This window comes from Saccharothrix deserti (assembly GCF_009769385.1).
GTDB lineage: Bacteria > Actinomycetota > Actinomycetes > Mycobacteriales > Pseudonocardiaceae > Actinosynnema > Actinosynnema deserti.
This window is the reverse complement of record NZ_ML775963.1, coordinates 187,969-213,036: the sequence shown is the minus strand read 5'-3', so window position 1 is coordinate 213,036 and position 25,068 is coordinate 187,969. Positions and strand designations below refer to the sequence as shown.

The following is a 25,068-nucleotide window of genomic DNA, read 5'->3' as shown; positions in this document are numbered from 1 at the left end:
ACCCTAAGAACCCTTGCGGCGCAACAGGTTGCGTTTCTGCGCCGCGTCCTCCAACGCCCGGTAGGCCAGGTCCAGCGCGGTGTTGTACTCGCTCTGGTCACGCGGCGGCACCGACTCGTCCGGGCCGGGCACCGTCGTCATCGTGAACCACCGCTCGTCCCACAGCAGCCTGACGACGCCCTCCCAGTGCTCGGCGACGACCTGCTTGACGAGCTTCTCCTGGTCGATGACCTCGGCCATCCGGTCCTGGGACGCGGCCAGCCGCTCCAGCAGCTGCCGCACCCGGGCCCGGTCGGCCGCGCGCATCCGGTCCACCGAGTCGCCGGCCAGCGCGATGATCTCGCGGTACCGCTCGACCGCCGAGACCGCCTCGACCTCCGGCGCGGCGTCCCCGCTGGTGCGCTGAGCGGGCACGACTGAGGCGTGGCTGATCATGGTTCCTCCCCGGTGTCGAACGGGATGACGACCTGGGGCCGCGAGTGCTCGAACCGGTCGAAGAACAGGCCGCGCCGCGGTCGCGGTGACCACGCCATGACCTGCTCCGGTCCGAACGACAGCAGCTCCTTGCCCTGGATGTCGAACGCGACCCACGCGCCGATGTCGTCGTAGACGCCCGGCGACAGGCTGTTCTTCAGCCGCTGCACGCCCCGCCACCAGCCCAGCACGTGGGTCCGGTTCTCCGGGCCGTGCTTGAGCACGGTCCGCAGGTTCTCCACCCCGGAGACCCGCGTCGTCGGGTTCTTGGCTTCCAACAGGGTGTGCGCCGCGTCCACCGCGTAAACCACCAAGTAGTGAGGTTGCAGTGGCGCGCCCGTCTCACCGGTCATGCTGGCGGTGATCCGGCTCGCGGTGTCGTCGACCAGCGCCCTGATGCCGTCGAGGCCGAACAGGTTCACCGCGTGGCCCGCGCCGCGCAGCTGCTTGGCCAGCTTCTCCGCGTGCGGCCAGGCGTCCTCGGCCAGGCACGCCAGGGTGAACTGGGCGTCGTTCGGCTCGTGCTGGCGGGCCAGCGACAGCGCCGCGCCGCCCAGCACGTCCGCCGCGTCCTCGGCGAGCGATCCGAGCACCGCGATGTTGCGGCCGGGGGTGCGGGCGAAGCGCACCTTGGCCGCGCTGCCCGCCACGTCGATCACCTGGCCCATCAGCACGGTGGGGTTGCCCTCGCCCGGCCGCAGCGCCCGGAAGTCCGGGAGGGGGTGCAACGCGGGCACCTTGCTGCCGTCGAACAGGATCGGCTCCGCCAGGTCGGGCGGTCGGAGCCCGTGCAGCTCGGCCTGCAGCACGTCGAACGTGCCCTTGGTGGTGGCGTCCGGGATGCGCGCGATCTCGTTGCCCGGCCGCACGCCCGACTCGTGGTTGACCACCGCGTGCCAGCGCGGCAGCTCCACCGCGGCGTCGTTCTGCGGCTCGGCCAGCACCCGGCGCGCCTTCGGCAGCGCGATGCGCACGGTGAACTGCTCGAAGATCGCCGACTTGCCCCAGAAACCCTCGATACCGGACACGTCCTGGCTGGACAGCACCAGGTGGATGCCCTGGGACCGGCCGCGCCTGGCCACGTCCTCCAGCAGCTGGGTCGCCTGCGCGGTGACCTGGTCGCGTTCGCCGAACAGGTACTGGAACTCGTCGATCACCGCCACGATCCGCGGCCAGTGGCCGTGCGGGTCCTCGTCGCGCAGCTGTTCCAGCTTGGTGACCTCGTGCCGCTTGGCCGCGTCCGCGCGCCTGCGCATCTCGTCGGCCAGGAACGCCAGCAGCGCCACGCCGAACTCGCGGTCGGTGTTGACGTTCACGCCGACCAGCCGCGCGTGCGGCAGCCACGTCGGGTCCTTGCGACCCGGCGCGAACTGCGCGAACGACACGCCTTCCTTGAAGTCCAGCAGGTACAGCTCCAGCTCCTCCGGCCGGTACCGGGCGGCGAGGCTGCCGAGCATGGCGTAGAGGAAGTTCGTCTTGCCCGAGCCGCTGGGCCCGCCGATCAACGCGTGCGGCGACGTGTCGCCCAGCGCCACGTGCACCGGCTCGCCCTCGTGGTAGCCGACCGGCGCGATCACGCCCGCCGCCGAGCTCTCCTGCCACAGCTGCTCCGGCAGCAGGTCGGCGAACGTGCCGAGCCGGGTGCGGCGCTCCTCCCGCTTGTCCGCGATCGCCGCGCACGCGCGGGGCACCGACGCGCGGGGGAACGGCGGGTCGAGCGCGACGGCCACGTGCTTGCCGGTCATCGTGCACGTCGCCGTCTGGTCGGCGGCGATGGTGACGGTCTCGACCGGCGAGTTGACCGTGATCGGGATGTCGACGATGAACAGCTGGATGCCGGCCGCCAGACCGTTGCGCGCCACCCGTTGCAGCTGCTGCTGGTGCTCTTCCTTCAACGCCTGCCGGTTGCCGAACAGCACCGCCACCCGCCACGGCTCGGTCCGCCGCCCGCCCGCCGCCTTCACCGACTGGTGGCCCTCGACCAGCACACCGGTGTGCACCCGGCGGATGTGGTCGGACAGCTCGTCCAGCAGCTCGTGCAGCCGGGCCGGGTCGTGCACGGTCAGCAGACCCGCCCGGGTCAGCGGGTACAGGCCGGGCAGCGCGCCGGTGAGCTGGTTGACGTCCCACACGTGGACGTGCACCAGACCGGGCTGGAAGTGGCTCAGCACCCGCAGCAGCAGGCTCTCCACCAGGCCCTCGGCCGCGGCCCGGCTCTCGTGGGTGGAGGCGATGTGCAGGTGCGCCTGGTCGAGCAGCGGCACGGCCACCGGGAACCGCTGCGGCTCCGGCGCGCTGCGCACCACACCCGTGCCGATGCGCCACAGCTCGGGCACGCCCTCGCTGCCGTCGGACGTGCCCGGTGTGCCGAGCCACGACTCGTGCGGCCACGACGCCGGGCCCTGCGCCACCGCGTTGACCAGCGCGGTCAACTGGTCCGGCCCGCGTTCCGACCAGTCGCGGAACGCGTCGATCCGGTCGATCAGCGCCTTCGCCACCTGCTGCGTGAACAGCGGGTTCTCCAGCGCCTCGGCCAACGTGTGGTCGGCCAGCGCCCGGTCGACCCCGTCGCCGCGCAACATCACCTCGAACATGTCGCGTGCGCGTTCGTCGGCGAGCAGGCGGTGTTCGCGCGAGGCGTTGCCCAACGCGGCGGCCACCGCCCGGCGGAACTCCTCGAAGGAGCTCTCGATCCTCTTCCGGCGCTCGTCACGCCTGTTCACGTCACAGCTCCACGGCTAGGCGTTGGACCAGTTCCAGGCTGCCGACGATCAACTCCAGCTCCTCGGCGAACTTCTCGCCGGCCTTCACGAACCCGGCGGGAACCAGGGACTCGTGGTGGTTGGCGCTCGCCGCGACCAGGATGTCGACCGCTTCGTCCAACGCGTTCTGGGCCTCTCGGACGCTGCGGTAGGCGTCGCGGAGGAACTCACAGCTCTGCTCGAGCGCGAGCTTGATCTCGCCTACCGAGGTCACGTCACAACCTGGAATTGATGCTCTCGGCCTGGGAGATCCCGGCGCCGAGGTGCTTCTGCAAGTCGGAAACGCCGCTGACCACCTCGGCGAACCGCGCGTTCGCCTGCTCCACGTCGGCCTGGACGCTGCCCTGGGTGGCTGTGCTGAGCAGGGCTTGCGCGTCCTCGGCCAGGTCGGCGGCCTGTTGCAGGGCGTTGACGCTCTGACCCGCCTTCTCGACGGCCTGAGCGATCGCGGTGCGGACCTCTTCGATGCTGGCCATGTCGGATCCCGATCCCTCCTGCAAAGCTGCTTGAGTTCCTATAGTTGAAAGTAGTACCTAAATTTTCACGATTCACAAGCAAGATCGGCTGACCGGGTGGCATTCAGATCCACTCGTTCGGGTCAGCGATGTCGATCTCAGTCGGGCACCGTCCACACGAATGCCGAGGCCGGTGTCGCTGTCAGTTCCAGCGCGGCGATACCCGCGGGCGGCACCGGTGTCGCCGACCAGCGGATCGACGCCGAACCGCCGGACCACTCCACCGCCGACCACCCCGAACGGCCCAGTGACGCGACGGCGTCGTGTAGCGCCACCGTGGGCGAATTAACGTTCGCACCGAGGTCGATGTGCACGCTCAGTAGGTGCCCATGTGGAGCCACCCGAGTGATCTTGCCACTCCGGGCGACCCGGCTCGCTACCGCCCGCGCTTGCCACTCGGCGCCGGCGGTCCGATCCGTGGCCACGTCGACGCGCAACGACAGCCGCGTGCCGGGCTCCGGCTCGGCGTCGGCCGCCTGCTCCGGCTCCGACTCGTCCGGTTGGTCCAGCCCGTCCTGCCCTTCCCGCTCGTCCTGCTCCGGACCACCCCGCTCCGGACGGCGTTGCTCCGGGTCGTTGTGCTTCGGGTCGTGGTGTTCGGGGCCTTGGTGTCCGGGGTCGCCGCCCGCCCACGCCTCCACCAGGAGCCGCTCCGCGCCCGGCACCAGACCGTCGAGCAGCGCTGGGTCCTCCAGCACCGTCCACGCGGTCGGCGGCTCGCAGGCCACCCGCGGCGTGGGGAACTCGTCGCCGAGCCGGCGGACGAACGTGCGGACCGCCCTGGCCAGCGCGCCGGCCACGTTCTGCGTCGCGCGTTCGCCGCTGACCAGGCTGATCGTCACCGACCAGCAGCCGGGTTCCTCGTCGGAGCAGTCGAAGGCCCGCACGACCCGCCCGCCGACCTGGCTCAGCAGTCCGGCGCAGGCGGCGCGCGCCTGCTGCTCGTCGTCGGCCGCCACCACCGCGGTGATCAGCAGCTCAAGGTCCTCTTCCACCATCGCACCGGAATTGTCCACGACACGCCTTGGACGCGTGAGAGTGCACTGATGTCACCCATAAGCAGGGGCTTGCGCCCACCCCTCGTGATGTCCGCTGATCAGGCCGTTTTCGCTGCTTCAAACCCCGGTTCACACGATGCGGTCGGCGACGGTCGAGGGCTCGACCTGCGAGGTAACGATGTGAACGCATGGCCGTCTAACACCCAGGAGGTTCCACCATGCGCAGCCTCATCCGACTCGTCGCCGCAGGCGCGGTCGCGTTCCCCATCATCATCGGCTCGGCGGGCATCGCCTCCGCCGACACGGACTCCGAGGCCGAGGTCAACCACGCCCACGGCTTTGCGTTCGTGGGCGAGCACGGTGCGTTCTTGCACGCCCTCCACGCCACCGCCAACGAAAACGGTGACACGTCCTTCCACGAGCTGTTCCTGACTGCCGGGGACGAGGGCGCGGGCGCTTTCGAGGTCGAAGCGTTCACGGAGGACGGTGACGCGTTCTTCGAGAGCGACTTCTCGTTCTCGGGCCCCTACGGCGCGGGCACCGGCTTCGAGGACAGCAGCGTGGTGACCGGCGATCACTTCGACAACGTCGACCATGACCACAACCACGACGATGACGATGACCACCACGACGACGATGACGACCACGACCATGGCGACCACCACGTCGGCGGCCACAAGGGCTGATCCGTGATGGGGGTGGGGCGGCACCACGTCGGCCGCCCCACCCGGGTCGCCGCCCGGCTTGACCTGGAGTGCGCTCCAGCATGTTGGGTGGGCCCATGACGAAGCACCTGCAAGGCAAGGTCGCGCTGGTCACCGGAGCCTCGTCGGGCATCGGGGAGGCGACCGCGGTCGCGTTGGCGCGGGAGGGCGCGGCCGTGGTGATCGCCGCACGGCGCGTGGAACGGCTGAAGGCGTTGGAGGACCGGCTGGTCGAGGACGGGGCCAGGGTCCTGTCGGTCGAGCTGGACGTCACCGACGAGGCGGCGTGCCGGGACGCGGTGGCGCAGGCCGTCGAGGCGTTCGGCGGGCTCGACGTGCTGGTCAACAACGCGGGCGTGATGCTGCTCGGTCCGGTCGAGGGCGCGGACACCACGGACTGGACCCGGATGGTGTCGACGAACCTGCTGGGGGTCATGTTCCTCACCCACGCCGCCCTGCCGCACCTGTTGGCGAGCAAGGGCGCGGTGGTGCAGGTGTCGTCCACGGCGGGGCGCGTCGTGCGCAGCGGCACGGCGGTCTACAACGCGACGAAGTTCGGCCTCAACGCGTTCAGCGAGTCGCTGCGCCAAGAGGTGACCCAGCGCGGCGTGCGGGTGGTCGTGGTCGAGCCCGGCATCGTGGAGACCGAGCTGCGCGAGCACATCACCAACCAGGCGGCCAAGGACGGCATCACCAGGCTGGCGGACTCGATGCGCCAACTCCAGCCGGACGACGTCGCCGGCGCGGTGCGGTACGCGGTGACCCAGCCCGACCACGTGGCGGTCAACGAGATCCTGGTGCGGCCGACCGACCAGCCCTGGTGAGGCGCGATCAGGTATCGGGCAAGCCCGAGACCAAGTGCTCGGCCCGGCGCCGCTGAACCTGCCGGGGGAACAGTGGTTCCGACGTCAGGCCCGCGGGCGGGAAGACGCCTTGAACGCCGCCTTGCGGGCGGCTTTGGCGATCTTCTTGTCGGGGTGCGCCTCGCCGATGTCCGCGAGCGCGTCGCCCGCCTGCGGGTGCGGGAGTCGCCATGCCACCTCGAACAGCGCCTGTTCCCGGCCCGCCGGCACGACCTCCGCGACGGCCGCCGCGATCGGCTCCGGCGTCCCGTTCGACGACGTGACGGCGTCGATGAGCATCCACGCGCGGTCCGAGTCGTCCGGTGGCTCGCCGAGTGCGGACTTCGCGTAGGCGCGCAGCGCCGGCACGTCGAGTGCCGCCCGCCATTGTTCCGCCACGGTTCCGCCCAGCTGTTTCGCGACGACCACGGCCCACTTCCGCTCGCCGCCGTCGCCCTGCGCGGCGAGGTCGAGCAGTTCGCGGGCCGCGTCGGCGGCGTCCCGGCTCGTGAGCCACGCCCGCACCTCGGCCGCCAGTTCCTCCTCGGTGAAGCCCGGCGCGGCATCGACCAGCTGTCGGGCGGTCATTTCCGCGCTGGGCGGTAGCAACGGGATCTCGATGCCGCCCTCCACCAACTTGATGCGTGCCACGTGCCGCGCCACCGGCGTGAGGGTGACGACGTCGTCGCGGACCTCGACCGCGCCGAGCCTGGTGAGCCGGTCGAGCAACGCCTGGCCGGGATCGCCGTGCTCGGCGACCCACGCCTGCCACACCCGGTCGGCGGCCTTGGGGGACAGGTGTTCCAGTTCCAGGTCCGCGGCGATCCGGACCGCATCGCTGACGCCGGTGGTTTCCATTCCGCGGCCCTGACGGAGGAACAGCAACGGCAGCAGCGGGCCGCCCACCTCCGCCATGGTGAGGTGTTCGGCGCGGTGCGCGAAGGCGTCGATGGCCGCCGAGTGCAGCAGCACGTGGCCCAGTGCCCGCTCCCACAGCGCGAGTGCCACCTCGTCGTCCACGTCGGGCCACGCGTGGGCGTCCGCGCTGGTCGAAACGGTCGGTTCGTCCTCGGAGAAGTCGAGGAACCCCAACACGTCGGCGAGTTCCCACAGTTGGACGCGGTCGATCGAGGTGATGCCGAGGTCCCGCTCGGCCCGCTCGGCGTCCGCGTCGGTCAGCTCGGTGTCGTCCGGCGACGTGGGCCGCTGCTCGCCGACCCACACCGCCAGCGCCCGCGCGTCCGCGACCAGTCGGGCGGTTCGGGCGTCGGCCGCCAGGACGTCGGGCGAAGGCAGTCGGATCGGCGGCAGCCGGTCCGGCACACCCAGGACGCTCGCCAGATCAGGCACCGGGCCGGCGAAGTCCTCGACCAGATCCAGGAACTCGGGTTCGACCTCGTCCAACTCGTCCAGTAGCCGGCGCACCCGGTCGGCGGGCAGCCGTCCGCGGTCACGGAAAAACGCGAGCAAGTCTCGCAACGTGTCGGGCATGGCCTCGCTGGGCGCCTGCCCGAACGCCGCCATCGCCTCCGGGTACGCGTCGAGCAGGAACTCCGCCAGATCACCCGGTTCCAGGTCGGCGTGGTCCTCGAAGCCGAGCATGGTCAGCGCGATCAGCGCCGCGCTGAAGTCCGTCTCCTCACGGCCGTGCTGCTCCGCCCATCGACCGAAGTCCGTGACGGTCTGCTCCACCGGGTCCACAGGGTCGATCATGCCCGCGCACCCTACTACCGGCGTGGGCCACCCGGACGACCGCTCCGCCCGACGGCTCAGCGCAGATCGAGGACGCGGCGGACGAACTCGACCACGTCGGCCAGCACTTCGGCGGAGTTGGTCTCGTTGAACACCTCGTGCCGCGCGCCGCGGTAGACGCGTTCCTCGAACAGCAGGCCGCGCAGCCGGTCCGTGCCGGTGCGGGTGTCGGCCAGCGGCACGAGTTCGTCGGCGTCGCCGTGCAGCCACAACGTCGGCAGGTGCTCCAGCGACGGCCCGTAGTTGACCTCGTCCAGCGCGCGCTCCAACGCCTCCAAGGTCTCCCGCTTGTACGGCCCGTGCCACACCAACGGGTCGGAGGCGTAGTGCTTGCCGACCTCCGGGTCGCGCGACAGCAGGCCCGGGTCGAGCGGCACGTCCGGGATCTCCGGCAGCCCCAGCACGTCCAGCCCCTGCCAGGTGCCGAGCACCGGCGCGGACAGCACCAGCGCCGACAACGGGTTCAGCTGGGCGTACCGGGCCGCGACCAGCCCGCCCTCGCCGTGCCCGATCAACACGGTCGGCAGGTCGGACGACGCCGAGACGATCGTCGCGCCGACATCGGCCACCACGCCGTCGAAGTCGGCGATCACCGCCCGCTCACCGTCGGACAGGCCGTGCCCGACGTGGTCGGCCGCCAGCACCAGCGCGCCCGCCTCGACCAACGCCTCGGCGACGTGCCGGTATCTGCCGCTGTGCTCGCCGTAGCCGTGCACGAGGACGGCCAGCCAGGAGGCGTCCAGGTTGGGCCAGGTGCGCACCGCGAGGTCACCGGCGTGGCCGGGGACGTTGGACTCGATCACCTAGGCAGCGTAGAACGCGCTGATCTGGATCTTCCCGCCGCCGCACACCGGACCCAGGCCCCACTCGAGGCTCATCGGCCGCGTCTCGTCCGGCGGGATCGCCGCGGCGGTCGCGGCCTCGGTCTGGCACGGCTCGTCCACCGGCTCGTCACCGGCCGGCACGACGGTCCAGTGCAGGTTCGCCGCGGCCGCCGTGCCGGGTGCCAGGGTCACCGGCGACGGTCCGGGGTCGGCGGTGCGCTCGAGGTCGGTCGGCACCGGGTTGCCGGCGCTGTCGAGCAGTTGCAGGCCGCTGTACCCGTTGAGCGTGCACGGCGCCGCGCCGTTGTTGGTCACCACGAGCTTGCCGTAGCGGTTGCCCGCGCCCGCGTCGCCGGGCTGGACCGAGGCCACGAGCACGGCGGCGGTGCACCTGTTCGACGCCGGGGTGGCCGCCGTGGGCGACGACGGCGGCACCGGCGCGATCCGGGAGGACGAGGACGAGGACGGTTCGACCACGAGGGCCGACTGGTCGGCCGCCTGCTGGCGGCTGCCGCACGCGGTGAGCGCGACCGCGAGAGCGCCGAACGCCACGAGCCGCCTCATGTCCACCTCCTGGTCGGATACGTGGTCCTTACCAGGAGGACGTACCCACCCGCCGGGCGGTTGGTTCCATAGGCGAACAATTCACCGGATCGGGCGCATTATGGACGGTTCTCTACCCAGCCGTCGGGGAGCACCGGCATGTCGCCCACCTCGGCCGTCCACAGGTAGGTCCAGCAGACCTGCCCGTCGGGCAGCGTGACGCGCACGCGGCGGTACTCGTCGCCCTCGTACTCGTCCAGCACCGGCAGGGCGTCCTCGGGGTTCTCCAGGCGCAGCACGTGCCCCGGCACGCCGGGTCCTTCGCCGGGCCGCAGCGCCGGGTAGCCCCGGCCGGTGTCGTGCAGGGTGCCGGGCAGCGCGGCGGGCTCCGGGTCGCCGTCCACGAACGGTTCCACGAGGTGCCACGCCGCCATCCCCGGCTGGAGGGTGCCGTAGGTGAAGAGGCGGTCGGGCCAGTCGTCCGGCGACGGTTCGCCGTGCACCGGCGTCACGTCCAGGCCGTCGCCGTCGGCCGGGCGTCCGCCCAGGCGGCGCGCGCCTCGCTGGTCCACGTCGGCGCAGCGCACCGGCCTGCCGTTGACCAGGAGGGGCATCCGCCTGGTGCCCGCACCGGTGTACGCGAGCACGGAGTCGACCACGCCGCCGTCGAACAGCGTCACCCGGCCGGTGTGCACGCGGACGAGCCGGTAGCGCAGGCCCCGGCCCTCGCAGCGGTCGAGCACCCGCAACTGCTCCGCGGTGGCGAACCACACCGCGTGCTCTTCTTCGACGCCGGGCGCGGCCGCGAGGGTGGCCGGCCGCTGGCCGTCGGTCTTGCGCAGTCCGGCGGCCCAGACGGCGGCGAGCCCGTCGCAGCGGGCCCGCAGCACCACGGCCGGGCCGGTCAATCCGAGTTCTTCCCGCAGCCACGTCACCTTGGCGGGGTTGGCGTTGGAGCCGTAGGCCAGCACCGGCATCCGGCCCGAGAGCGGCGGCTCGCCGTGCTCGGCGAGCCAGTCGTCCAGGTCCTGCCCGTCGGGGGCGACCCGCCATCCGGAATCGGCACCGGGATCGGGCGTGACCGGCCAGCCGGCGCCGTCGAGGTGCACGAAGCAGTGTCCCGGCCGAGCTCCCGGATAGGGCTCGGCCGGGTGACTATCGTCCGTGAAGGGCTGTGTCATGGACCCCATTCTGGCAAACCTCACCTGGAATTCACCCGTTGTTGGGTTCGGGAGAGCGTCAAAGATCCGACCTCTACCCTTAAAACGCGGGGTGAACGCCGCCGACTGGCCTGACCTGATCGATGCAGATCGGAGGTATCGACGTGATCTGTCACACGTTCCCGGTGTGCGACCGGCCCGGGGGTTCCCTCCGGGTCGAGGAAGTAGTCCCGTGCGGTGCTGGTCGCCGAGGGCAGGTGACGAGCCGGGGCCGATAGGCGGAATCCCCCTGCGGCTGTTCGGATGCTGCCGACCGCGCGTGCGGAGTAGTGATCAGCGGCCCCGGCGTCTGCTCGGTAGCTTCGGGGACATGTCAGTAGTGGACAGCCCTGTCGGCTGGGTGAAGCAGCACATCCGCAAGTACATCGAGTCGGACGGTGCCGAAGGCCACGAGTGGCAGCCGGGCGTCTTCACGCTCCTGCTGACCACCATCGGCCGCAAATCGGGCCAACCGCGCCGGACCGCGTTGATCTACCAGCCCTACGGCGACGCGTACGTGGTCATCGCCTCCAACGGCGGCGCGGTCGAACACCCCGCCTGGTACCTCAACCTCGCCGCGGAGAACCGGGCCGAGGTGCAGGTGGGCTCGGACGTGTTCAACGCCAAGGCCCGCACCGCGTCGGGTGACGAGCGCGCGGAGCTGTGGAAGCTGATGACCGAGGTGTGGCCGGACTACGACAGCTACGCGACGAAGACCGACCGCGAGATCCCCGTGGTGGTGCTGGAACGCGTCTAGATCCGCGCGTCCGCGCGTCTAGATCCGCACTGCCGCACCGGTCACGGTGACCTGCGGGTCGTCGGGTGAGACCTCGATCGTCAGCAGGCTGGGACGTCCCATGTCCACGCCCTGGTGGATGGTGATCACCCGCGGTCGGGTGACCTCGCCGATGGCCCGCAGGTAGCCGCCGAACGCCAGCGCGGCGGCGCCCGTCGCCGGGTCCTCGACGATGCCGCCGATCGGGAACGGGTCGCGCGCGTCGAAGACGTCCTCGGAGCGCTGGTGCACCAGTTGCGCGGTGATCCCGTCGTTGGCCCGCAACAGGTTGCCCAGCGCGTCGAAGTCGTAGTCCAACGACGCCAACCGTTCCCGCGTCCGCGCGGCCAGCACGAGGTGCCGCCCACCGCCGAACGCCCAGTGCACGGGGTAGCGCGGGTCGAGGTCGTCGGCCGACCACCCCAGCGCCCGCAACGCCTCGGCGACGTCCTCGTCGGACGCGGGCGTGGACGAGGTCGGCACGCTGGTCAAGGTCGCCGTGCCGGGTGACGTGGCGATCTCCACCAGCCCCGCGCGGGTGTGGAACCGCAGCGCGCCCGGCCGTTCCAGTGCGACGGCCGCCGCCACGGTGGCGTGACCGCAGAACGGCACCTCCACCAGCGGGCTGAAGTACCGCACGTCGAACTCCCGCGCGTCGGCCTCGGGCCCGGCGCCGCGGGGGAAGACGAACGCGGTCTCGGAGTAGCCGATCCCGGCGGCGATCTCCAACATGCGGTTGTCGTCGAGCCCGGTAGCGTCGAGCACGACACCGGCCGGGTTGCCGCCCGCCGGGTCGGTGGTGAAAGCGGTGTAGCGGAGCACTTCGGTCATGCCGACAGCGTCCCCCACCACGCCACATCGAGTCCAACGATTCCCTGCGATGTTTCCGATCGGTATTGTCGATCCGGTGGACACCCGTCTCCTGCGCACCCTGCTGGTGCTCGCGCGCACGGGCAGCTTCACCGCCACCGCGGCGGAGCTGCACCTCGTGCAATCCACGGTGACGAGCCAGGTCAAAGCCCTGGAACGGCACCTCGGAGCCCGCCTGTTCGACCGGCTGCCCAGCGGCGCCCGGCTGACCGAGGCGGGCCGTCAGGCCGTCGAGCACGCCAGGGAGGTGCTGTCCTCCGAACAGCGCCTGCGTGACGCGGTGCGCGGCAGCACGGCCGTCGAGGGCGACGTTCGGATAGCCGCACCCGAGTCGGTCTGCGCCTACCGGCTGCCGCAGCGGGTCGCGGACGTGGCCATGCGCTGGCCGGGCATCACCGTGCACCTGTCGCCCGCCGGGACCAGGCAGGCGCTCGCCGGTGTCCGCAACGGCACGCTGGACCTGGCGCTGGTGTTGGAGGACGCGGTGGTCGCGCCGGGCCTGAAGGTCACCGCCATCGGGGTCGAGCCGATCGAGTTGGTGTCCGCGCCCGGCGTGGTGCTGGACGAGCGGTACTTCCTGCTGGAGGAGGGCTGTTCGTACAGCGACCGGTTCGTGCGGGAGCTCTCCGCGACGCCGAGCATCACCCGGTTCGGCAGCATCGAGGCCGTCCGGTCTTGCGTGGTGGCGGGTCTGGGGTGGACGGTGCTGCCGCGCGTCGCGGTCGCCGAGCAGTTGGACGCGGGCACGCTCCAGCGCGTGCGCGAACTGCCCGACAGCACGTTGTTCCTGATCACCGACCCGCGCCGGACGCCGTCCGCGGCGGTGCGGGCGGTGGCGGCGGCGCTCAACTGACCGCTCAACCGACCGCGGCGGGTCACCCGACCAGCTGGGTGAGCATCCCCTCGCAGCTGCGCACGACCACCGACGCGGCCCGCCGCTGCCCGTGGTCCAGCGCCGGGTCCATCGCGTGGTCGCGCCACCGGGCCAGGGTGTCCAGCACGGCGTGCCGCAGTTCGCTCTCGGTCGGCTCGTAGTCCATGCCCAACCGCACCAACGGGTCCGTGCCCAGGCCGCCGACCAGCCGGGACGCCTCGGCGTCCAGCTCACCGGGCAGCCGGGTGCGCCCGCCCTGCAACGCCGCCAGCAGCCGCAGTTCCCGGAAGTCGTGCGCGGAGGCCAGGATCCGCTCCAGCGCGGTGGCCAGACCCGCCGAGCCGGGGCGGGGTTCGGCGCGCAGCACCACGTCCAGACCGAGCAGCGCGGCCCGCGCCTTGAGCACCTCGCGGCGTTCGGTGAAGTAGATGCCGATCGAGTCGCGCAGCTCGCCCAACCCGCTGCGCTGCACCAGTTGACCGGTCAGCTTCACCTGGGTGTCGAAGCCCTGCCGGATCAACGTGGTGGTCAGCCGCACGCCGAAGATGCCGAACCGGTCGACCAGGCCGCGGCGCACCGCCGGGTCCAGCCGCACCGGGAAGTCCTCGCCCACGAACCGGTCGGCGGACAACAGGTGGTCCTCCAACTCGGTGCGCGCCAACGACGCCAGCGCGGCGAGCGCGGCGAACTCGTCCTGCCGCACCGTGCGCGCGGCCACCGCGAGCAGCCCGGCCACCGCGATCGCGTTCTGGCACAACGGTGTCACGGTCGCCTCGCGCCGGTAGCGGCGGGCGATCTGCTTGGCCGAGGACAGCGCGTCGATCCGGCCGCCGCCGATCTCGTCGGCCCGCGCCAGCACCAGCACCGTGTTCACCGGCGCGACCCGTGCCACCGGGTGGTCGTGCGCGGTCTGGAGGAACTGCAGGTCCGTGGTGTGCATGTGCCTGGTCAGGTACAGCACCGCGTCGGCCTCGCCGTAGACGTGCTCGACCGGCGTGCCCGCCGGCGTGTCGATCAGGGTGAGGTCGCGCAACGACCGGGACGGCCACTCCACGACCACGCGTTCGGCGTCCGGCGCGTCCACGAACGCCTTGCCGTCGCGGCGCGCCACCGGCACCTCGTACTGGCCGACGTGCGCCTTCGGCTGCGGCCCGTCCTGGTACCAGGTGGTGGCGCCGGTCGGCACGAACTCCTCGCCGATCAACGCGCTGACCACGGTCGACTTGCCCGACCGCGGCGCGCCCGCCACGGCGACGCGCACCGGTTCGCCGAACCGGGCCTGGTGCCCGCGCAGCCACGCGACCGCGCGCGGGCTGTCCCGGTAGACCGTCAGGGCGTCCTCGAGCAGCGCCCAGACCTCTTGCTCCAACGTCTCGCCCGCGATCATCTGGCCCGAAGACATCTGGCCGGAAGACATCATGCACTGATCCCCAACGGCGGCGTCTGACCTCCCGCGAGCGCCTGGACCCGCTGGTAGAGGCCGACGAGGTGGTCGAGTTCGCGCTTGGCGTCCCGGTTGCGGCGCTCCCGTTCGGAGTTGTCGTCCTGCACGGCGCGGCGCGCGCTGCGGGCCGATTCCAGCAGCGTCTCCTGCAACTCCTCGGCCAGCGTGGAGAAGTGGTTGCGCAGGCTGCGCTGGATGTGCCGGGCGGCGTCGCGGCAGTCCTTGCTGAACTTGATGAAGAAGTCGTCCACGTGCCGTGACGCGGCGGCCTTGGCCGCGGCCTGCCTGCGGCGCAGCCGCATGTCGCTCTCGTCCATGATCGTCTTGCCGCCGAACAGCGCGCCCGCGCCCAGCGAGATGGCGTTGATCAGCGGCATCCCGGCGAGGCTGGTGGCCAGGCCGAACATCAGCACGCCGCCGTAGGAGCCCTTCAGACCGGTGAACGCCTTCTGCACCAGGCTGAACTTCTCTATGACCGGTTTGTCCATCGGCGCGACCCGGTCCAGCACGTCGTCCGGGAAGATCGACTCGGGCAGCAGGTCGTCGCGGGCCACCGGGAAGCTCTTCGCGACCTTCTCCGCCACCCACTCCGACCGGTCGAGCAGCCAGGCGAAGTTCGTGGTGGCGGCCTCGGTGAGGTTGTCCTCCAGCCAGGCCTCGAACTTGTCCCAGCCCAGCGCCGGGTCGGCGGTCTCGAACGTCTTGTCCACCTCGCGCAGGATCTTGCGGGTCCGGTCGCGCAGGTCGTACTCGATGTCGGAGACCAGGTCGGCCATCTCGTCGGCCAGCACGGTCTGCCAGCGCGCGGAACGGCGGCGCAGCTCGTCGATGCGGCGCTGCGCCTCGTTGAGCGTGGCGATGGTGTTCCCGGGGCCCTCCGTGGCGCGCGCGGACAGCTCCTCGCGCACCGGCGCGACCAGCTGCTTGATCGCCGACGCGGCGGCGACCGCGACCGTGCGGCGGGCCAGCACGTCGGAGGCGGCCACGATGTCCTGCTGCACGCAGGCCAGCAGCTCGGGGAAGCCGGACTCGGCGTTGAGCGCCTTGTCCCCGGTCTTGGCCGCGCGCAGCCGCAGCGCGGCGGACACCGGGATCAGCTTCGCGGTCACGCCCGCGCGGGCCAGGTGCGCCCGGTTGCGTTCGAGCACCCGCCGCCACTGCGCCGCGATGTCGATCTTGGTGAGCACCACGACCACGTTCGGGCAGGACGTCATGACCTGCTTCAACAGCTCCAACTCGGACTTGGTCAACTCGGCCGTCGCGTCGGAGACCATCAACACCGCGTCGGCTTGGAGCAGCGCGGCGAACGTGCTCGCGGTGTGCGCGGGCCGCAGGTCGCCCACGCCCGGTGTGTCGATCAGCACCAGGCCCGAGTCGAGCAGGGCGCGCGGGATGCCGACCTCGGCGCGCACCAGCTCGCCGCCGTGGCCGCCCTGGTTCGCGCTCACCTGGCTGGCGAGCTGGTCGATCGGCACCGGTATGCGTTCGGTGGGGGTGTTGGCGATGGACGCGCCGCGCACCAGTGCCGCGGACGGGGTCTCCGCGTGCTGCACGAAAGTGGGAACGGTGGTGGTGACGTCGTCACCCACCGCGCAGACCGGGGCGTTCACCATCGCGTTCACCAGCTGGCTCTTGCCCTGCTTGGGCTCGCCGATCACGAGCACGCGGAGCTTGGGGTCCAGCTGGCGGGCGCGCTTGTCGCGCAACCGTTCGGCCAGGTCGGGCCGGTTGTGCGCAGCGCAAGCCCGGATCGTGTCATCGAGCACGTCGAGCCAAGGCGCGGACATCACCCGGAAGAGTGTGCCGGTAAAACCCGTTCGGGTGAAAGTCCGATCACAAATGAAGACCGGGTCCTGTCCAGTGGACAGGACCCGGTCTTCAGGTCGGTAGATCAGCTCAGAGCAGGCCACCGAGGTCGAGCGAGTCCACGACCGGCAGGTCGAGACCGTCGACGGTGCCGGTGACGTTGCTCACCACGCCGCCCACGCCGGCGGTGTCGGCCACCGTCGTGACGGTGTCGGTGACGCCGGACAGGGCGGGGGCGCCCTGGACGTCGAACTCGGCCGAGCCGTGCGCGGAGCCCGAGACGCCCAGGGAGTCGGTCAGGCCGCCGACGTTCGCGATGTCGGTGACGCCGCCCAGGGTGCCGGTCACGCCACCCAGGTCGACGGGCAGGTTGCCGGTGAGGCCACCGGTCACGTTGCCGAGCACGCCGGTCAGCGAGTCGACCGTGCCGAACGCGGTGCTGGTCAGGCCGTCCACGTCCGTCACCGTGCCGGTGACCCCACCCGCGGTGGCGAGGGCACCGTCCAGCGTGCCGGTCGCCGTGCCGGTCAAGCCATCGACCGGACCGGAAACGGTGTTCAACGTGCCGTCCAGGGTGTCGGTCACGTCGCCCACCGCGGAGAAGTCACCCGCGACGGTCAGCTCGGCCGAGCCGGTGACGTCGAGCAGGTCCCAGCTCGACACACCGCTGAAGACGGAGAGGCCCTCGGCGTCCGCGCTCAGCGTGCCCGCCACAGCGGCCTTCACGTCGCCGAGGCCGGTGGCACCCGACACGGCGAGCTGGTCGGTCACGGCCTTGAGCTGGAAGATCGCACCAGCCTGGCCGAGGCCGGACAGGTCGAGCGGCAGGTCCTCGAGGGGCAGGCCGTCGAGAGCGGGCAGGCTCCCGGTCGGCACCATGTCGAGGACCAGCGGGATGACTTCCTGCACGTCCAGAGCGGTGATGTCGCTCAGGCCCGCCGCGGCCAGGGTGCCCTCGGCGTCGGCCTGGAAGTCGGCCAGCGCGGTCGGGTCGCTGAGCAGGTCGAGAACGAAGTCGTGCAGCGTGTTGGGGCTGGAGCCCATGATGGCTATCTCCTGGGTAAGTCGGACGCGGTGACCTGGACCGGCAGGGGTGAGGTCCGGCCGTGGTGATCAACGTATGGGCGGGGGGATCACCAGCCATCGGGGATTACTCCCAGTAGATGCCGCAACCCATATGGGGTGTCTCTCGTTCACTCCCTAGGGGATTAGGGGATCACCTTGTGACCCTCTCGTAACCCGTGTAGGTACTGCCGTACTTCGATCAGGTGAGTGAGGAGGCATCCGGTTGCCGTATGTCCTCGGGGTCGACGTGGGCACCACCCGTACCGCCGCGGCCGTGTGCAGGCTGGGCGGGGTCGGGCGGACCGAACCCGAGCTGGTCGGCTTGGGCGGTCCGGGCGGCGGGGTGGCGTCGACGCTGCAACTCACGTCCGACGGCGCGTTCGCGGTCGGCGAGCCGGGTGACCCCCGGTGGACCGCCACCGGCTTCAGCCGCCGGGTCGGCGACACCGTGCCGATCGTGTTCGGCCCGGACTCGGGGGGCGCCGAGCGGTGCCCGGCCGAGGAGCTGACCGCGCTCATGGTGATGTGGGTGGCCGATCAGGTGGCCGCCCGCGAAGGTGAACGGCCCGCGCACATCGTGCTCGCGCACCCCCCTGGATGGGGGGCACACGCCAAGGGGCTCATGCACCGGGCGTTGCGAGCGGTGGGGGTGGAGGCGTCCCTGGTGCCCGAGCCCGTCGCGGCGGCCGAGAACCACGCGTTCAGCCGGTCGTCCGCCGGGTCGTTGGGCGTGTTCAGCCTGGGCAGTCACGCGTTCAGCGCGTCCGTCGTCGGGCGGGGGTTCGAGCTGGTCAACTCCGTCGAGGGGGTCGACCAGGACGCCGGTGTCGACTTCGACGACGCGGTGTTCGCGCACGTCCAGGCGTCACTCGGGCGGGCGTTGGCCGAACTGGACGCCGACGACCCCCGCACCCGCGGCCTGTTCGGTCGGCTGCGGCGCGACTGCGAGGCGGCCAAGCGGATGCTGTCCGGCACCGTGGAGACGTCGATCGCGGTGCACCTGCCGTCCGGGCGGGTGGACGTGCCGATCACCCGGGCGCAGTTCGAGGAGCTGATCCGGCCCGCCGTGGAGCAGGCCGTGAGCGCGTTCAGCCGGGTCGCGACCGGTGTCGAGATGACCGTGCTCGTCGGCGGCAGCGCCCGGATACCGCTGGTCGCGGCGTCGGTGCCGGGCCGGGTGGTGCTGGAGGCCGCGCCCGAGACGTCGGTGGTGAAGGGCGCGGCGCTGGCGGCCCGTCGGCTCGTGATCGGGCCCGACGCGGAACCCGAGCCGCGCGAGACGTCGGTCATGGTGCGGGACGAAGACCCGCTGCTGAGGTTCCCCGTGGGTGGTCTCGAGGTGGCGGACGCGGAGTTCACCGCGCCGCCGCCCCGACCGCCCGTCGACATCACACCGCTGGAACTGCCGGAACGCCGCTCGGTGAAGCGCGTCGTGCGCGGGCTGGCGATGACCGGTGGGCAGCGCCGTGCCCGTGACTCCAAGGATGGCCGTTGAGCCCGAGCATGACCGCGCACCCGATGTTGTCCCCGCAGCTCACGCAGGTCTTGGAGGTCATCGCTTCCGGCGCGTCCGTGCGGCTCGGGGTCGTCTCGCCCGGCGGGTACGGGAAGACCACCGTGCTGCGGGAGATCAGGCGTGCGTTCGAGGACGCCGGCGTGACCGCTTCGGTGGTGGACGACGCGCACCTGTTGCCGGACACCGAGCTGTTGGCCCTCCGGTCCCTGGTGGAACAGGGGGACGAGAACGTTGTCGTCGCTTATCGGCCCTGGCCGCGGTCGCGTGCGCTGGCGGCGTTGGCCGAATCGCTGGGACGGGCGCGGCCGGCGTTGATGCTGGAGCCGTTCACGCGGGAGCAGGTGCGGGCGGTGCTGCCCGCGTCCGCGCGGGGGCTGGTGGACTACGTGCACCAGCAGACCGGCGGCGTGCCGCGGTTCGTGCAGCGGCTGGCCGGGTTGAGCACGGCCGAGCTGCCCTCGGAGGTCGTGGCGTCGTTCCGGGCCGACCTGGACTGGCTGGACGCCGACGTGCAGAAGTACCTGCTCGCCGCCGAGGCCGGTGCGGCGTTGCGGCTCGACCTGCTCGGCGGGCTGCTCGGGGGTGACGTCGACGCGGTCGGCGACGTGATCGAGGCGGCTCGGGCGACCGGTCTGGTGGCGGCCGACGGGACGTTGCTGCCCATCGCGCGGGTGGCGGTGGCGGCGTTGAGCCGGACCGATCGGCGGATCGCCGTGCGGCAGAAGCTCGCCGAGCTGCAACTGCGGTCCGGTGGGCCGGTGCTGGAGCTGGTGCGCCCGCTGATCGGGGTCGCCGGGCCGGAGATGGCGGCGGCGTTCCGGGCGGCGGCGGACGAGGCGCTGGCCACCGATCCGGCGTTGGCGGCGCGGTTGTTGGCGGCCATCGGCACGGCCGGCGCCGAGGTGGCGGTGCGGCGGGCGGTGGCGTCGGCGATGGCGGGTGATCTGGACGCGGCGATGCGGCTGGCGGACCAGGTGATCTCCAGCGGCGACCAGGCGCACCGGGGTGCGGCGGCGGAGGTGGCCGCGATCGCGTTGGCGCACCGGGGGCAGTTGGCGCGCGGCACCGAGCTGCACCGGTGGTCGCCGAGCGCCACGTCTTCGGCGTTCGCGGTGATCGGGCAGGTCGGGACCGGGCGGCTGCCCACGGCGGCGTTGCCGGTTGCGCCGCCGACCATGCTCGACGGTGGCGCTTCGCTGATGGCGCAGGGGGTGGTGGAGTCGGTCACGTCGTCCGCGACCACGTCACTGTCCACTTTGATGCGTGCGGCGGGGTTGTTGGAGCCCGCCGGGAAGGCCGTGCTGCTGCCGGACACGCCCGCCGCGTTGGCCGCGCTGGTGGCGTTGCACAGCGGTGAGCCGGGGGTTGCCGAGTCGGTGCTGGACCGGGCCGTGGCGACGTCGTCCGGTGGTGCGCTGATGGCCGTGCGGCACCGGCTGTTGCGGGGGTGGATCGCGATGCAGCGGGGCAACCTCGCGCAGGCGCGGGAGACGTTGCTGGCGCTGCGGAAGGTCGGGCGGCCGCTGGAGCCGCGGGACTGGCTGTTCGCGGTGGCGCTGGAGATCGGGATCGCCCGGCGCAACAGCGATCTGGCGACGTTGAAGCGGACGTGGGAGCAGGCGTGCGAGGCGGTGCTGAGGCATCCCGTCGACCTGTTCACATTCCTGCCGTTGGGCGAGTTCGCCACCGCCGCCGCGCGGCTGCGCGACCAGCACCGGTTGGCGCCGCACCTCACGGCGGCGCGGAACCTGTTGCGGGACTTGGGTGATCCTTGTCTTTGGGCCGTGCCGTTGCACTGGAGCGCGCTGCACGCGGCGATCATCGCGGAGGAGACGTCCGTTGCCGAGGAGCACGCGGCGTCGTTGGCGGCTTACCGGGATCGGAGCCGGTACGCGGGGATAGTGTCGGTGGCGGCGGAGAGCTGGCTGGACGTGTTGGCGGGCAAGGTGGACGCCGACCAGGTGGAGGAGTCCGCGCGGGGGTTGCACGCGGTCGGCCAGTGGTGGGACGCGGCCCGGTTGGCCGGTCAGGCCGCTATCCGCACGTCGGACCGCCAGGCGATGGTGCGGTTGCTGGACTGCGCGCGGCTGCTCCAGGGGCGGACGACGGCGACGGCGCGGAAGCAGCCCGAGCCGGTGGTGGAGGCCGATGCCGGGAAGCTCAGCGACCGTGAGCGCGAGGTGGCGGAGCTGGTCGTCGGTGGGTTGACGTACAAGCAGGTGGGCGACCGGCTGTTCATCTCCGCGAAGACGGTCGAGCACCACATGGCCCGGATCAGGCAGCGGTTGGGCTGCTCGAGCCGGGCGGAACTGCTGGACCAGCTCCGCCAGATCGTCGGCTGATCACTTTCACCTGATAGTGATCTTGCCATCTTCGAACGCGAGTTCGAACATGGAGCCATGCCTTCACTGCTGCCAAAGCCAGAACTCGACGCCCTGGTTGTCCACGCACTCGCTGGAGAGCCCGTACGACTGCCGCTCGGGCTCCTTGGCCGTGCCGCCCTGTTCGCGGACCCGGTCCATGGCCGATCGCAGGTCGTCCACGGCGTACATCAACTTCCACCCGGCCCACCGCTGTCCGCCCCACAACCCGGACATGGGCAGGCCCGCGCCCTCGATCCCCCAACCGCGCTCCACACCTCCGGCCGGGAACCGCCACCCCAACACGGCGCCGTAGAACCGCTTGGCGGCCTCGTCGTCCGGCACGGTGAGCGTGTAGTACCCGACTTCGCCGTGCCGGATCTTGTCCGATCGAGCCGCACCTCGAGCCGTACCGGCAGGTGCGCCGGTCCGCGCGGCCACCATCCACCGGTACCCGAAGGGGTCGAGCACGGTCCCGCCGTACCCGTGCCCGGTGTCGGCGGCGGCTCGCAACACCGTGCCGCCCAGCTCCACGGCCCGCCGCACCGCCGCGTCCACATCGGACACCTCGACCCGGTGCATGGGCTGGACACCACCCTGTTCGGGTGCGATGTGCCGGTACTCGACGGACTCGTCCGCGAGCATCAACACGGAGTCCCCGATGACGATCTCCGCGTGCCCGACGGACCCGTCGTCCATGACGATCACCTCGCCGCGCCGAACGGCCCCGAACACCTCGACGTAGTAGTCGATGGCGGCCCGGGTGTCCCGAACGGCCAGGTAAGGCACCACAGTCCCGTACGTCTCACCGACAGCAGTCACATCTCCTCCAACCAACACTTCCCGCTCCAACCGCTCGCGCAACCGAGCGGCGAACCCGGGATCCGGATCAACAGCTCGAACGGGCAGCCGAAGCCCTTCGAACGGGTCAGTCATCGCAACCCCCGGTCCACGCGCGACGAAAGGCGGTCCGTGCCCGGACCAGCAGGGCCTCCGTCGCGTGCACCGTCCGTCCCAGGAGGTGGGCGACTTCGGGCACCGGCAGGCCGTCGAGGTACCGCAGGGTCAGAGCGCAACGGTGGTGGGCGCCCAGCGACTCCAGGACCTGCCGGGCCTGCATGGCGTCTATCTCGACATCCCACGGGTCCTCGACCGGGGGCTCGTCGTGGATCAGTCTCAGGCCCCGTTCCTCCCGCTCCCGCCGCCGCCAGTGGTCGACCAGCTTGTGCCTCGCTATCCCGATCAGCCACGCCGGGCTGACCGGGCCACCCGAGGTGCGTGCCGACTGGACCGCCGCCAGGAACGTCTCCGACGTCAGCTCCTCCGCCTGCACCCGGCTGCCGCACCTGGCCAGCAGGTACCCGTACACCTGCGGCAGCGCTGCGTCGTAGATCTCCAGCAGCGCGAACGCCGGGTCGGGACGGGCCTCCGGTGAGCTCACACCCCCATCGTCGGTCGAGGTGGGCACTCTCCGACGGGTGAAGTTCTTGCTCGCGCGTGCTAAATTTTGCTCATGCGAGCAAAGTCTCTCACCGAGCAGGCACGACGGGCGCAGATCGTCTCCGCGGCGATCGAGACCCTGGCCGACCTCGGCTACGGGGCGACCTCGTTCAAGCAGATCGCCGCCCGCGCCGGCCTGAGCAGCACGGGCCTGATCTCGTACCACTTCAAGGGCAAGCAGGAGCTGGTGGACGAGGTCTACGCGGAGGTCCGCGGCAAGTTCGCCGAGTTCGTCCTGGACCGGATGGACCGGAGCGCCACCGCCGCCGGCGAGCTGCGGGCGTTCCTGAGCGCCAACCTGCGCTTCATGCGGGCCCACCGCTCGCACATGGTGGCGCTGCTCCAGGTCCGCCCGTACGTGTCGACCGCGGACACCGCGGACGACGACCACCGCAAGATGGCCGACCTGCTCAGGGAGGGGCAACAGCGACAGGAGTTCCGCGATTTCGACGCGGACGCGATGGCGATCTTCGTCCTGGCCCTGCGCAACGGCGTCCTGGCCAGGGCGGCCGATCACGCGGAGGTCGACCTCGACCTCTGCGAACGCGAGCTGATCACCGCGGTGGAGCTCGCCACGAAGAGGGGATAGGCACATGCGTCGGGGGACGCCGGCACTGATCGGAGCGGTGGCGATCGCGACAGCACTGCTCGTGACGGCATGCGGGGAGAACACAGTGCAGGACACCAACAAGGACATCAACAAGGACATCAGCCAGGACACCGTGCGGGTGGAGAGCGGTGAAGTGCGCGGCACCGTGCGCGCCGACCACGCCCTCTTCCAAGGCATCCCGTACGCGGCACCACCCAAGGGCGACCTGCGCTGGCAAGCGCCGCGCAAGGTCGACGACTGGGACGGGATCAGGGACGCCACCGCGCCGGGCAACCCGTGCCCGCAGATCGGTTCGTCCTATTCGGACACCAGAGCGACCGATGAGGACTGCCTGTTCCTCAACGTCACCACACCGTCCACCACGGGCCGCAAGCCGGTCATGGTGTGGGTGCACGGTGACGGCGCGATCGGCGCGGGCCACCACTTCGACGCCACCGCGCTCGCCACCAAGGGTGACGTGGTGGTCGTGACCATCAACTACCGGCTGGGCGTGTTCGGCGGCTTCGGCCTGCCCGGACTGGACGGCTCCGGCACGTTCGGCCTGCAGGACCAGCGCGCCGCGCTGGAGTGGGTCCGCCGCAACGCCCGGAGCTTCGGCGGCGACCCGGAGAACGTCACGCTGTTCGGCGTCTCCTACGGCGCGTCCTCGACGGCGGCGCACCTGGTCTCGCCGAAGTCACGCGGCCTGTTCGACAAGGCGATCATGCACAGCGGGTTCGCGCTGGTCGACCTGCCGGCGGAGGCCTGGTACCCCGGTCTGGGCGCGCTGCCGTGGCTCGCCTGGCGGGACACGGCCGAGATCGAGGGCAGCGGCCGGACCGTCGCCGCCGAACTGGGCTGCCCGGACATCGCCTGCCTGCGCGCCCTCCCGGCGGAGAAGCTGCTGGATCACCCCCAGGTGATGAACATCTTCCAACCCTTCGGCTACGGCAACGCCGACCTGCCGCGGGTGCCCGCCGACGCCCTCGCCGGGGGCGAGTTCGCGAAGGTCCCGGTGCTGGCGGGCAACACCCGTGACGAGCACCGCGGCATCGTGGAGATCTTCCGCGGACCGGTCGCCGCCGAGGACTACCCGGTCCTGCTCGCGGCGGCGTTCGGGGACCGGGCCGCCGAGGTCGAACGGGAGTACCCGCTCGGCGCGTTCCCCGACGCCGGCCGGGCGTGGGCGGCCGTGTTGACGGACCGGGTGTGGGCGCGGGCGACGTTCCGGCAGCACGAACTGCTGTCCGCGCACACGCCGACGTTCGCGTTCGAGTTCGCCGACCCGGCGGCCTCCGAGCAGGGCGCGAGCCACAGCTCGGACATCGGCTACCTGTTCCCGGAGGAGGAGTTGACCGGCGGGCAGCGCGAGCTGTCGGACGTGATGATCCGGTACTGGGCCAACTTCGCCCACCACGGCGACCCGAACGGTGACGGCCTGCCGGAGTGGCCCGCGTTCGCCGCCGACCGGCACGTGCAGTCGCTGGCGCCGGGGGCGATCACCGGCGTCGACTACCGGGCGGAGCACCGGCTGGAGTTCTGGGCCGACAAGTAGTTCCAAGCCGACGAGTAGTTCCAAGCCGACGAGTAAGACGAGAACCGGAGGCCGCTGCGAGGGGGGCGGCCTCCGGTTCGACACGGACGAGGAAGGGGAAG

The 25,068-nt window shown here is 71.4% G+C and carries 23 protein-coding genes; 8 read left to right on the top strand and 15 right to left on the bottom strand.

The genetic code is table 11. The annotated features are described in order from the left end of the window. Positions 1-3: 3 nt before the first annotated feature. From FM051_RS09740 to FM051_RS09720, 5 genes are all read right to left on the bottom strand, one after another. Positions 4-435, bottom strand: a complete 432-nt coding sequence (locus FM051_RS09740) for a hypothetical protein (protein WP_158842580.1) — start codon at positions 433-435, stop codon at positions 4-6. Then, positions 432-3,197: an FtsK/SpoIIIE domain-containing protein gene (locus tag FM051_RS09735; RefSeq protein WP_158842579.1), complete on the bottom strand. Its 2,766-nt coding sequence runs from the start codon at positions 3,195-3,197 to the stop codon at positions 432-434. The genes FM051_RS09740 and FM051_RS09735 overlap by 4 nt, the downstream gene beginning before the upstream one ends. Position 3,198: 1 nt before the next feature. Next, entirely contained in the window at positions 3,199-3,450 is a 252-nt protein-coding gene (locus FM051_RS09730) for a hypothetical protein (protein ID WP_158842578.1), read from the bottom strand. Between the two features lies 1 nt (position 3,451). Then, positions 3,452-3,712: a hypothetical protein gene (locus FM051_RS09725; RefSeq protein WP_158842577.1), complete on the bottom strand. Its 261-nt coding sequence runs from the start codon at positions 3,710-3,712 to the stop codon at positions 3,452-3,454. Positions 3,713-3,849: 137 nt separating this feature from the next. Beyond that, positions 3,850-4,767, bottom strand: coding sequence for a hypothetical protein (locus FM051_RS09720; protein ID WP_238412262.1), 918 nt, complete (start codon positions 4,765-4,767; stop codon positions 3,850-3,852). Between the two features lie 200 nt (positions 4,768-4,967). Between FM051_RS09720 and FM051_RS09715 the strand changes: the two genes are divergently transcribed. Together FM051_RS09715 and FM051_RS09710 are read left to right on the top strand one after the other, a co-directional pair. After that, entirely contained in the window at positions 4,968-5,435 is a 468-nt protein-coding gene (locus tag FM051_RS09715; RefSeq protein ID WP_158842576.1) for a hypothetical protein, read from the top strand. 95 nt (positions 5,436-5,530) lie between these two features. Then, positions 5,531-6,277, top strand: a complete 747-nt coding sequence (locus FM051_RS09710; RefSeq protein ID WP_158842575.1) for an SDR family NAD(P)-dependent oxidoreductase — start codon at positions 5,531-5,533, stop codon at positions 6,275-6,277. A gap of 84 nt (positions 6,278-6,361) precedes the next feature. Here FM051_RS09710 and FM051_RS09705 read toward each other — a convergent pair whose 3' ends face one another. From FM051_RS09705 to FM051_RS53660, 4 genes are all read right to left on the bottom strand, one after another. Next, the gene (locus tag FM051_RS09705; RefSeq protein ID WP_158842574.1) at positions 6,362-8,008 is read right to left on the bottom strand and encodes a hypothetical protein; all 1,647 of its coding nucleotides are present in this window, start codon (positions 8,006-8,008) and stop codon (positions 6,362-6,364) included. A 56-nt stretch (positions 8,009-8,064) separates the two neighbouring features. Beyond that, positions 8,065-8,850 (bottom strand): alpha/beta fold hydrolase, encoded by a 786-nt coding sequence (locus tag FM051_RS09700; RefSeq protein ID WP_158842573.1) that lies wholly within the window; start codon positions 8,848-8,850, stop codon positions 8,065-8,067. Further along, positions 8,851-9,435 carry a DUF4232 domain-containing protein gene (locus FM051_RS09695; RefSeq protein ID WP_158842572.1) on the bottom strand — a complete coding sequence of 195 codons (585 nt, stop codon included), beginning with the start codon at positions 9,433-9,435 and terminating at the stop codon, positions 8,851-8,853. It lies immediately after the preceding gene. A 98-nt stretch (positions 9,436-9,533) separates the two neighbouring features. Continuing rightward, positions 9,534-10,595 (bottom strand): gamma-glutamylcyclotransferase, encoded by a 1,062-nt coding sequence (locus FM051_RS53660; RefSeq protein WP_158842571.1) that lies wholly within the window; start codon positions 10,593-10,595, stop codon positions 9,534-9,536. A gap of 349 nt (positions 10,596-10,944) precedes the next feature. Between FM051_RS53660 and FM051_RS09685 the strand changes: the two genes are divergently transcribed. Beyond that, positions 10,945-11,370 (top strand): nitroreductase family deazaflavin-dependent oxidoreductase, encoded by a 426-nt coding sequence (locus FM051_RS09685; RefSeq protein WP_158842570.1) that lies wholly within the window; start codon positions 10,945-10,947, stop codon positions 11,368-11,370. Positions 11,371-11,388: 18 nt separating this feature from the next. Here FM051_RS09685 and FM051_RS09680 read toward each other — a convergent pair whose 3' ends face one another. Next, positions 11,389-12,219, bottom strand: coding sequence for a PhzF family phenazine biosynthesis protein (locus tag FM051_RS09680; RefSeq protein WP_158842569.1), 831 nt, complete (start codon positions 12,217-12,219; stop codon positions 11,389-11,391). Between the two features lie 76 nt (positions 12,220-12,295). Here FM051_RS09680 and FM051_RS09675 point away from each other — a divergent pair, with 76 nt between their 5' ends. Continuing rightward, positions 12,296-13,111: a LysR family transcriptional regulator gene (locus FM051_RS09675; RefSeq protein ID WP_158842568.1), complete on the top strand. Its 816-nt coding sequence runs from the start codon at positions 12,296-12,298 to the stop codon at positions 13,109-13,111. A 22-nt stretch (positions 13,112-13,133) separates the two neighbouring features. Here FM051_RS09675 and FM051_RS09670 read toward each other — a convergent pair whose 3' ends face one another. The 3 genes from FM051_RS09670 to FM051_RS09660 all read right to left on the bottom strand — a co-directional run bounded on the left by FM051_RS09670 (position 13,134) and on the right by FM051_RS09660 (position 17,426). Beyond that, on the bottom strand, positions 13,134-14,552 hold the full coding sequence (locus FM051_RS09670; RefSeq protein ID WP_158842567.1) for a P-loop NTPase family protein: 1,419 nt from the start codon (positions 14,550-14,552) through the stop codon (positions 13,134-13,136). Beyond that, positions 14,549-16,363: a dynamin family protein gene (locus FM051_RS09665; RefSeq protein WP_158842626.1), complete on the bottom strand. Its 1,815-nt coding sequence runs from the start codon at positions 16,361-16,363 to the stop codon at positions 14,549-14,551. The genes FM051_RS09670 and FM051_RS09665 overlap by 4 nt, the downstream gene beginning before the upstream one ends. 109 nt (positions 16,364-16,472) lie before the next feature. Then, complete coding sequence (locus FM051_RS09660; RefSeq protein ID WP_158842566.1) at positions 16,473-17,426, bottom strand: IniB N-terminal domain-containing protein; 954 nt, start codon at positions 17,424-17,426, stop codon at positions 16,473-16,475. 244 nt (positions 17,427-17,670) lie between these two features. Between FM051_RS09660 and FM051_RS09655 the strand changes: the two genes are divergently transcribed. Together FM051_RS09655 and FM051_RS09650 are read left to right on the top strand one after the other, a co-directional pair. Further along, on the top strand, positions 17,671-18,942 hold the full coding sequence (locus FM051_RS09655) for an Hsp70 family protein (protein WP_158842565.1): 1,272 nt from the start codon (positions 17,671-17,673) through the stop codon (positions 18,940-18,942). Next, positions 18,939-21,305, top strand: coding sequence for a helix-turn-helix transcriptional regulator (locus FM051_RS09650; protein WP_238412260.1), 2,367 nt, complete (start codon positions 18,939-18,941; stop codon positions 21,303-21,305). The genes FM051_RS09655 and FM051_RS09650 overlap by 4 nt, the downstream gene beginning before the upstream one ends. Before the next feature lie 63 nt (positions 21,306-21,368). On the opposite strand, the gene FM051_RS09645 is transcribed toward FM051_RS09650, so the two are convergent. Both FM051_RS09645 and FM051_RS09640 read right to left on the bottom strand, forming a co-directional pair. After that, complete coding sequence (locus tag FM051_RS09645; RefSeq protein ID WP_158842564.1) at positions 21,369-22,259, bottom strand: VOC family protein; 891 nt, start codon at positions 22,257-22,259, stop codon at positions 21,369-21,371. Then, positions 22,252-22,764 (bottom strand): RNA polymerase sigma factor, encoded by a 513-nt coding sequence (locus FM051_RS09640; protein ID WP_158842563.1) that lies wholly within the window; start codon positions 22,762-22,764, stop codon positions 22,252-22,254. The genes FM051_RS09645 and FM051_RS09640 overlap by 8 nt, the downstream gene beginning before the upstream one ends. Positions 22,765-22,836: 72 nt before the next feature. Between FM051_RS09640 and FM051_RS09635 the strand changes: the two genes are divergently transcribed. Together FM051_RS09635 and FM051_RS09630 are read left to right on the top strand one after the other, a co-directional pair. Beyond that, entirely contained in the window at positions 22,837-23,412 is a 576-nt protein-coding gene (locus FM051_RS09635; RefSeq protein WP_158842562.1) for a TetR/AcrR family transcriptional regulator, read from the top strand. Positions 23,413-23,497: 85 nt separating this feature from the next. Beyond that, positions 23,498-24,967: a carboxylesterase/lipase family protein gene (locus tag FM051_RS09630; protein ID WP_238412259.1), complete on the top strand. Its 1,470-nt coding sequence runs from the start codon at positions 23,498-23,500 to the stop codon at positions 24,965-24,967. The last annotated feature ends 101 nt before the right edge of the window (positions 24,968-25,068 follow it).

What these genes read in the sequence shown, in the direction of transcription:
- FM051_RS09740 (WP_158842580.1), bottom strand. Translation starts at nt 435, where the DNA reads ATGATCAGCCACGCCTCAGTCGTGCCCGCTCAGCGCACCAGCGGGGAC.
- FM051_RS09725 (WP_158842577.1), bottom strand. Translation starts at nt 3,712, where the DNA reads ATGGCCAGCATCGAAGAGGTCCGCACCGCGATCGCTCAGGCCGTCGAG.
- FM051_RS09715 (WP_158842576.1), top strand. Translation starts at nt 4,968, where the DNA reads ATGCGCAGCCTCATCCGACTCGTCGCCGCAGGCGCGGTCGCGTTCCCC.
- FM051_RS09710 (WP_158842575.1), top strand. Translation starts at nt 5,531, where the DNA reads ATGACGAAGCACCTGCAAGGCAAGGTCGCGCTGGTCACCGGAGCCTCG.
- FM051_RS09705 (WP_158842574.1), bottom strand. Translation starts at nt 8,008, where the DNA reads ATGATCGACCCTGTGGACCCGGTGGAGCAGACCGTCACGGACTTCGGT.
- FM051_RS09695 (WP_158842572.1), bottom strand. Translation starts at nt 9,435, where the DNA reads ATGAGGCGGCTCGTGGCGTTCGGCGCTCTCGCGGTCGCGCTCACCGCG.
- FM051_RS53660 (WP_158842571.1), bottom strand. Translation starts at nt 10,595, where the DNA reads ATGACACAGCCCTTCACGGACGATAGTCACCCGGCCGAGCCCTATCCG.
- FM051_RS09685 (WP_158842570.1), top strand. Translation starts at nt 10,945, where the DNA reads ATGTCAGTAGTGGACAGCCCTGTCGGCTGGGTGAAGCAGCACATCCGC.
- FM051_RS09680 (WP_158842569.1), bottom strand. Translation starts at nt 12,219, where the DNA reads ATGACCGAAGTGCTCCGCTACACCGCTTTCACCACCGACCCGGCGGGC.
- FM051_RS09670 (WP_158842567.1), bottom strand. Translation starts at nt 14,552, where the DNA reads ATGATGTCTTCCGGCCAGATGTCTTCGGGCCAGATGATCGCGGGCGAG.
- FM051_RS09665 (WP_158842626.1), bottom strand. Translation starts at nt 16,363, where the DNA reads ATGTCCGCGCCTTGGCTCGACGTGCTCGATGACACGATCCGGGCTTGC.
- FM051_RS09660 (WP_158842566.1), bottom strand. Translation starts at nt 17,426, where the DNA reads ATGGGCTCCAGCCCCAACACGCTGCACGACTTCGTTCTCGACCTGCTC.
- FM051_RS09645 (WP_158842564.1), bottom strand. Translation starts at nt 22,259, where the DNA reads ATGACTGACCCGTTCGAAGGGCTTCGGCTGCCCGTTCGAGCTGTTGAT.
- FM051_RS09635 (WP_158842562.1), top strand. Translation starts at nt 22,837, where the DNA reads ATGCGAGCAAAGTCTCTCACCGAGCAGGCACGACGGGCGCAGATCGTC.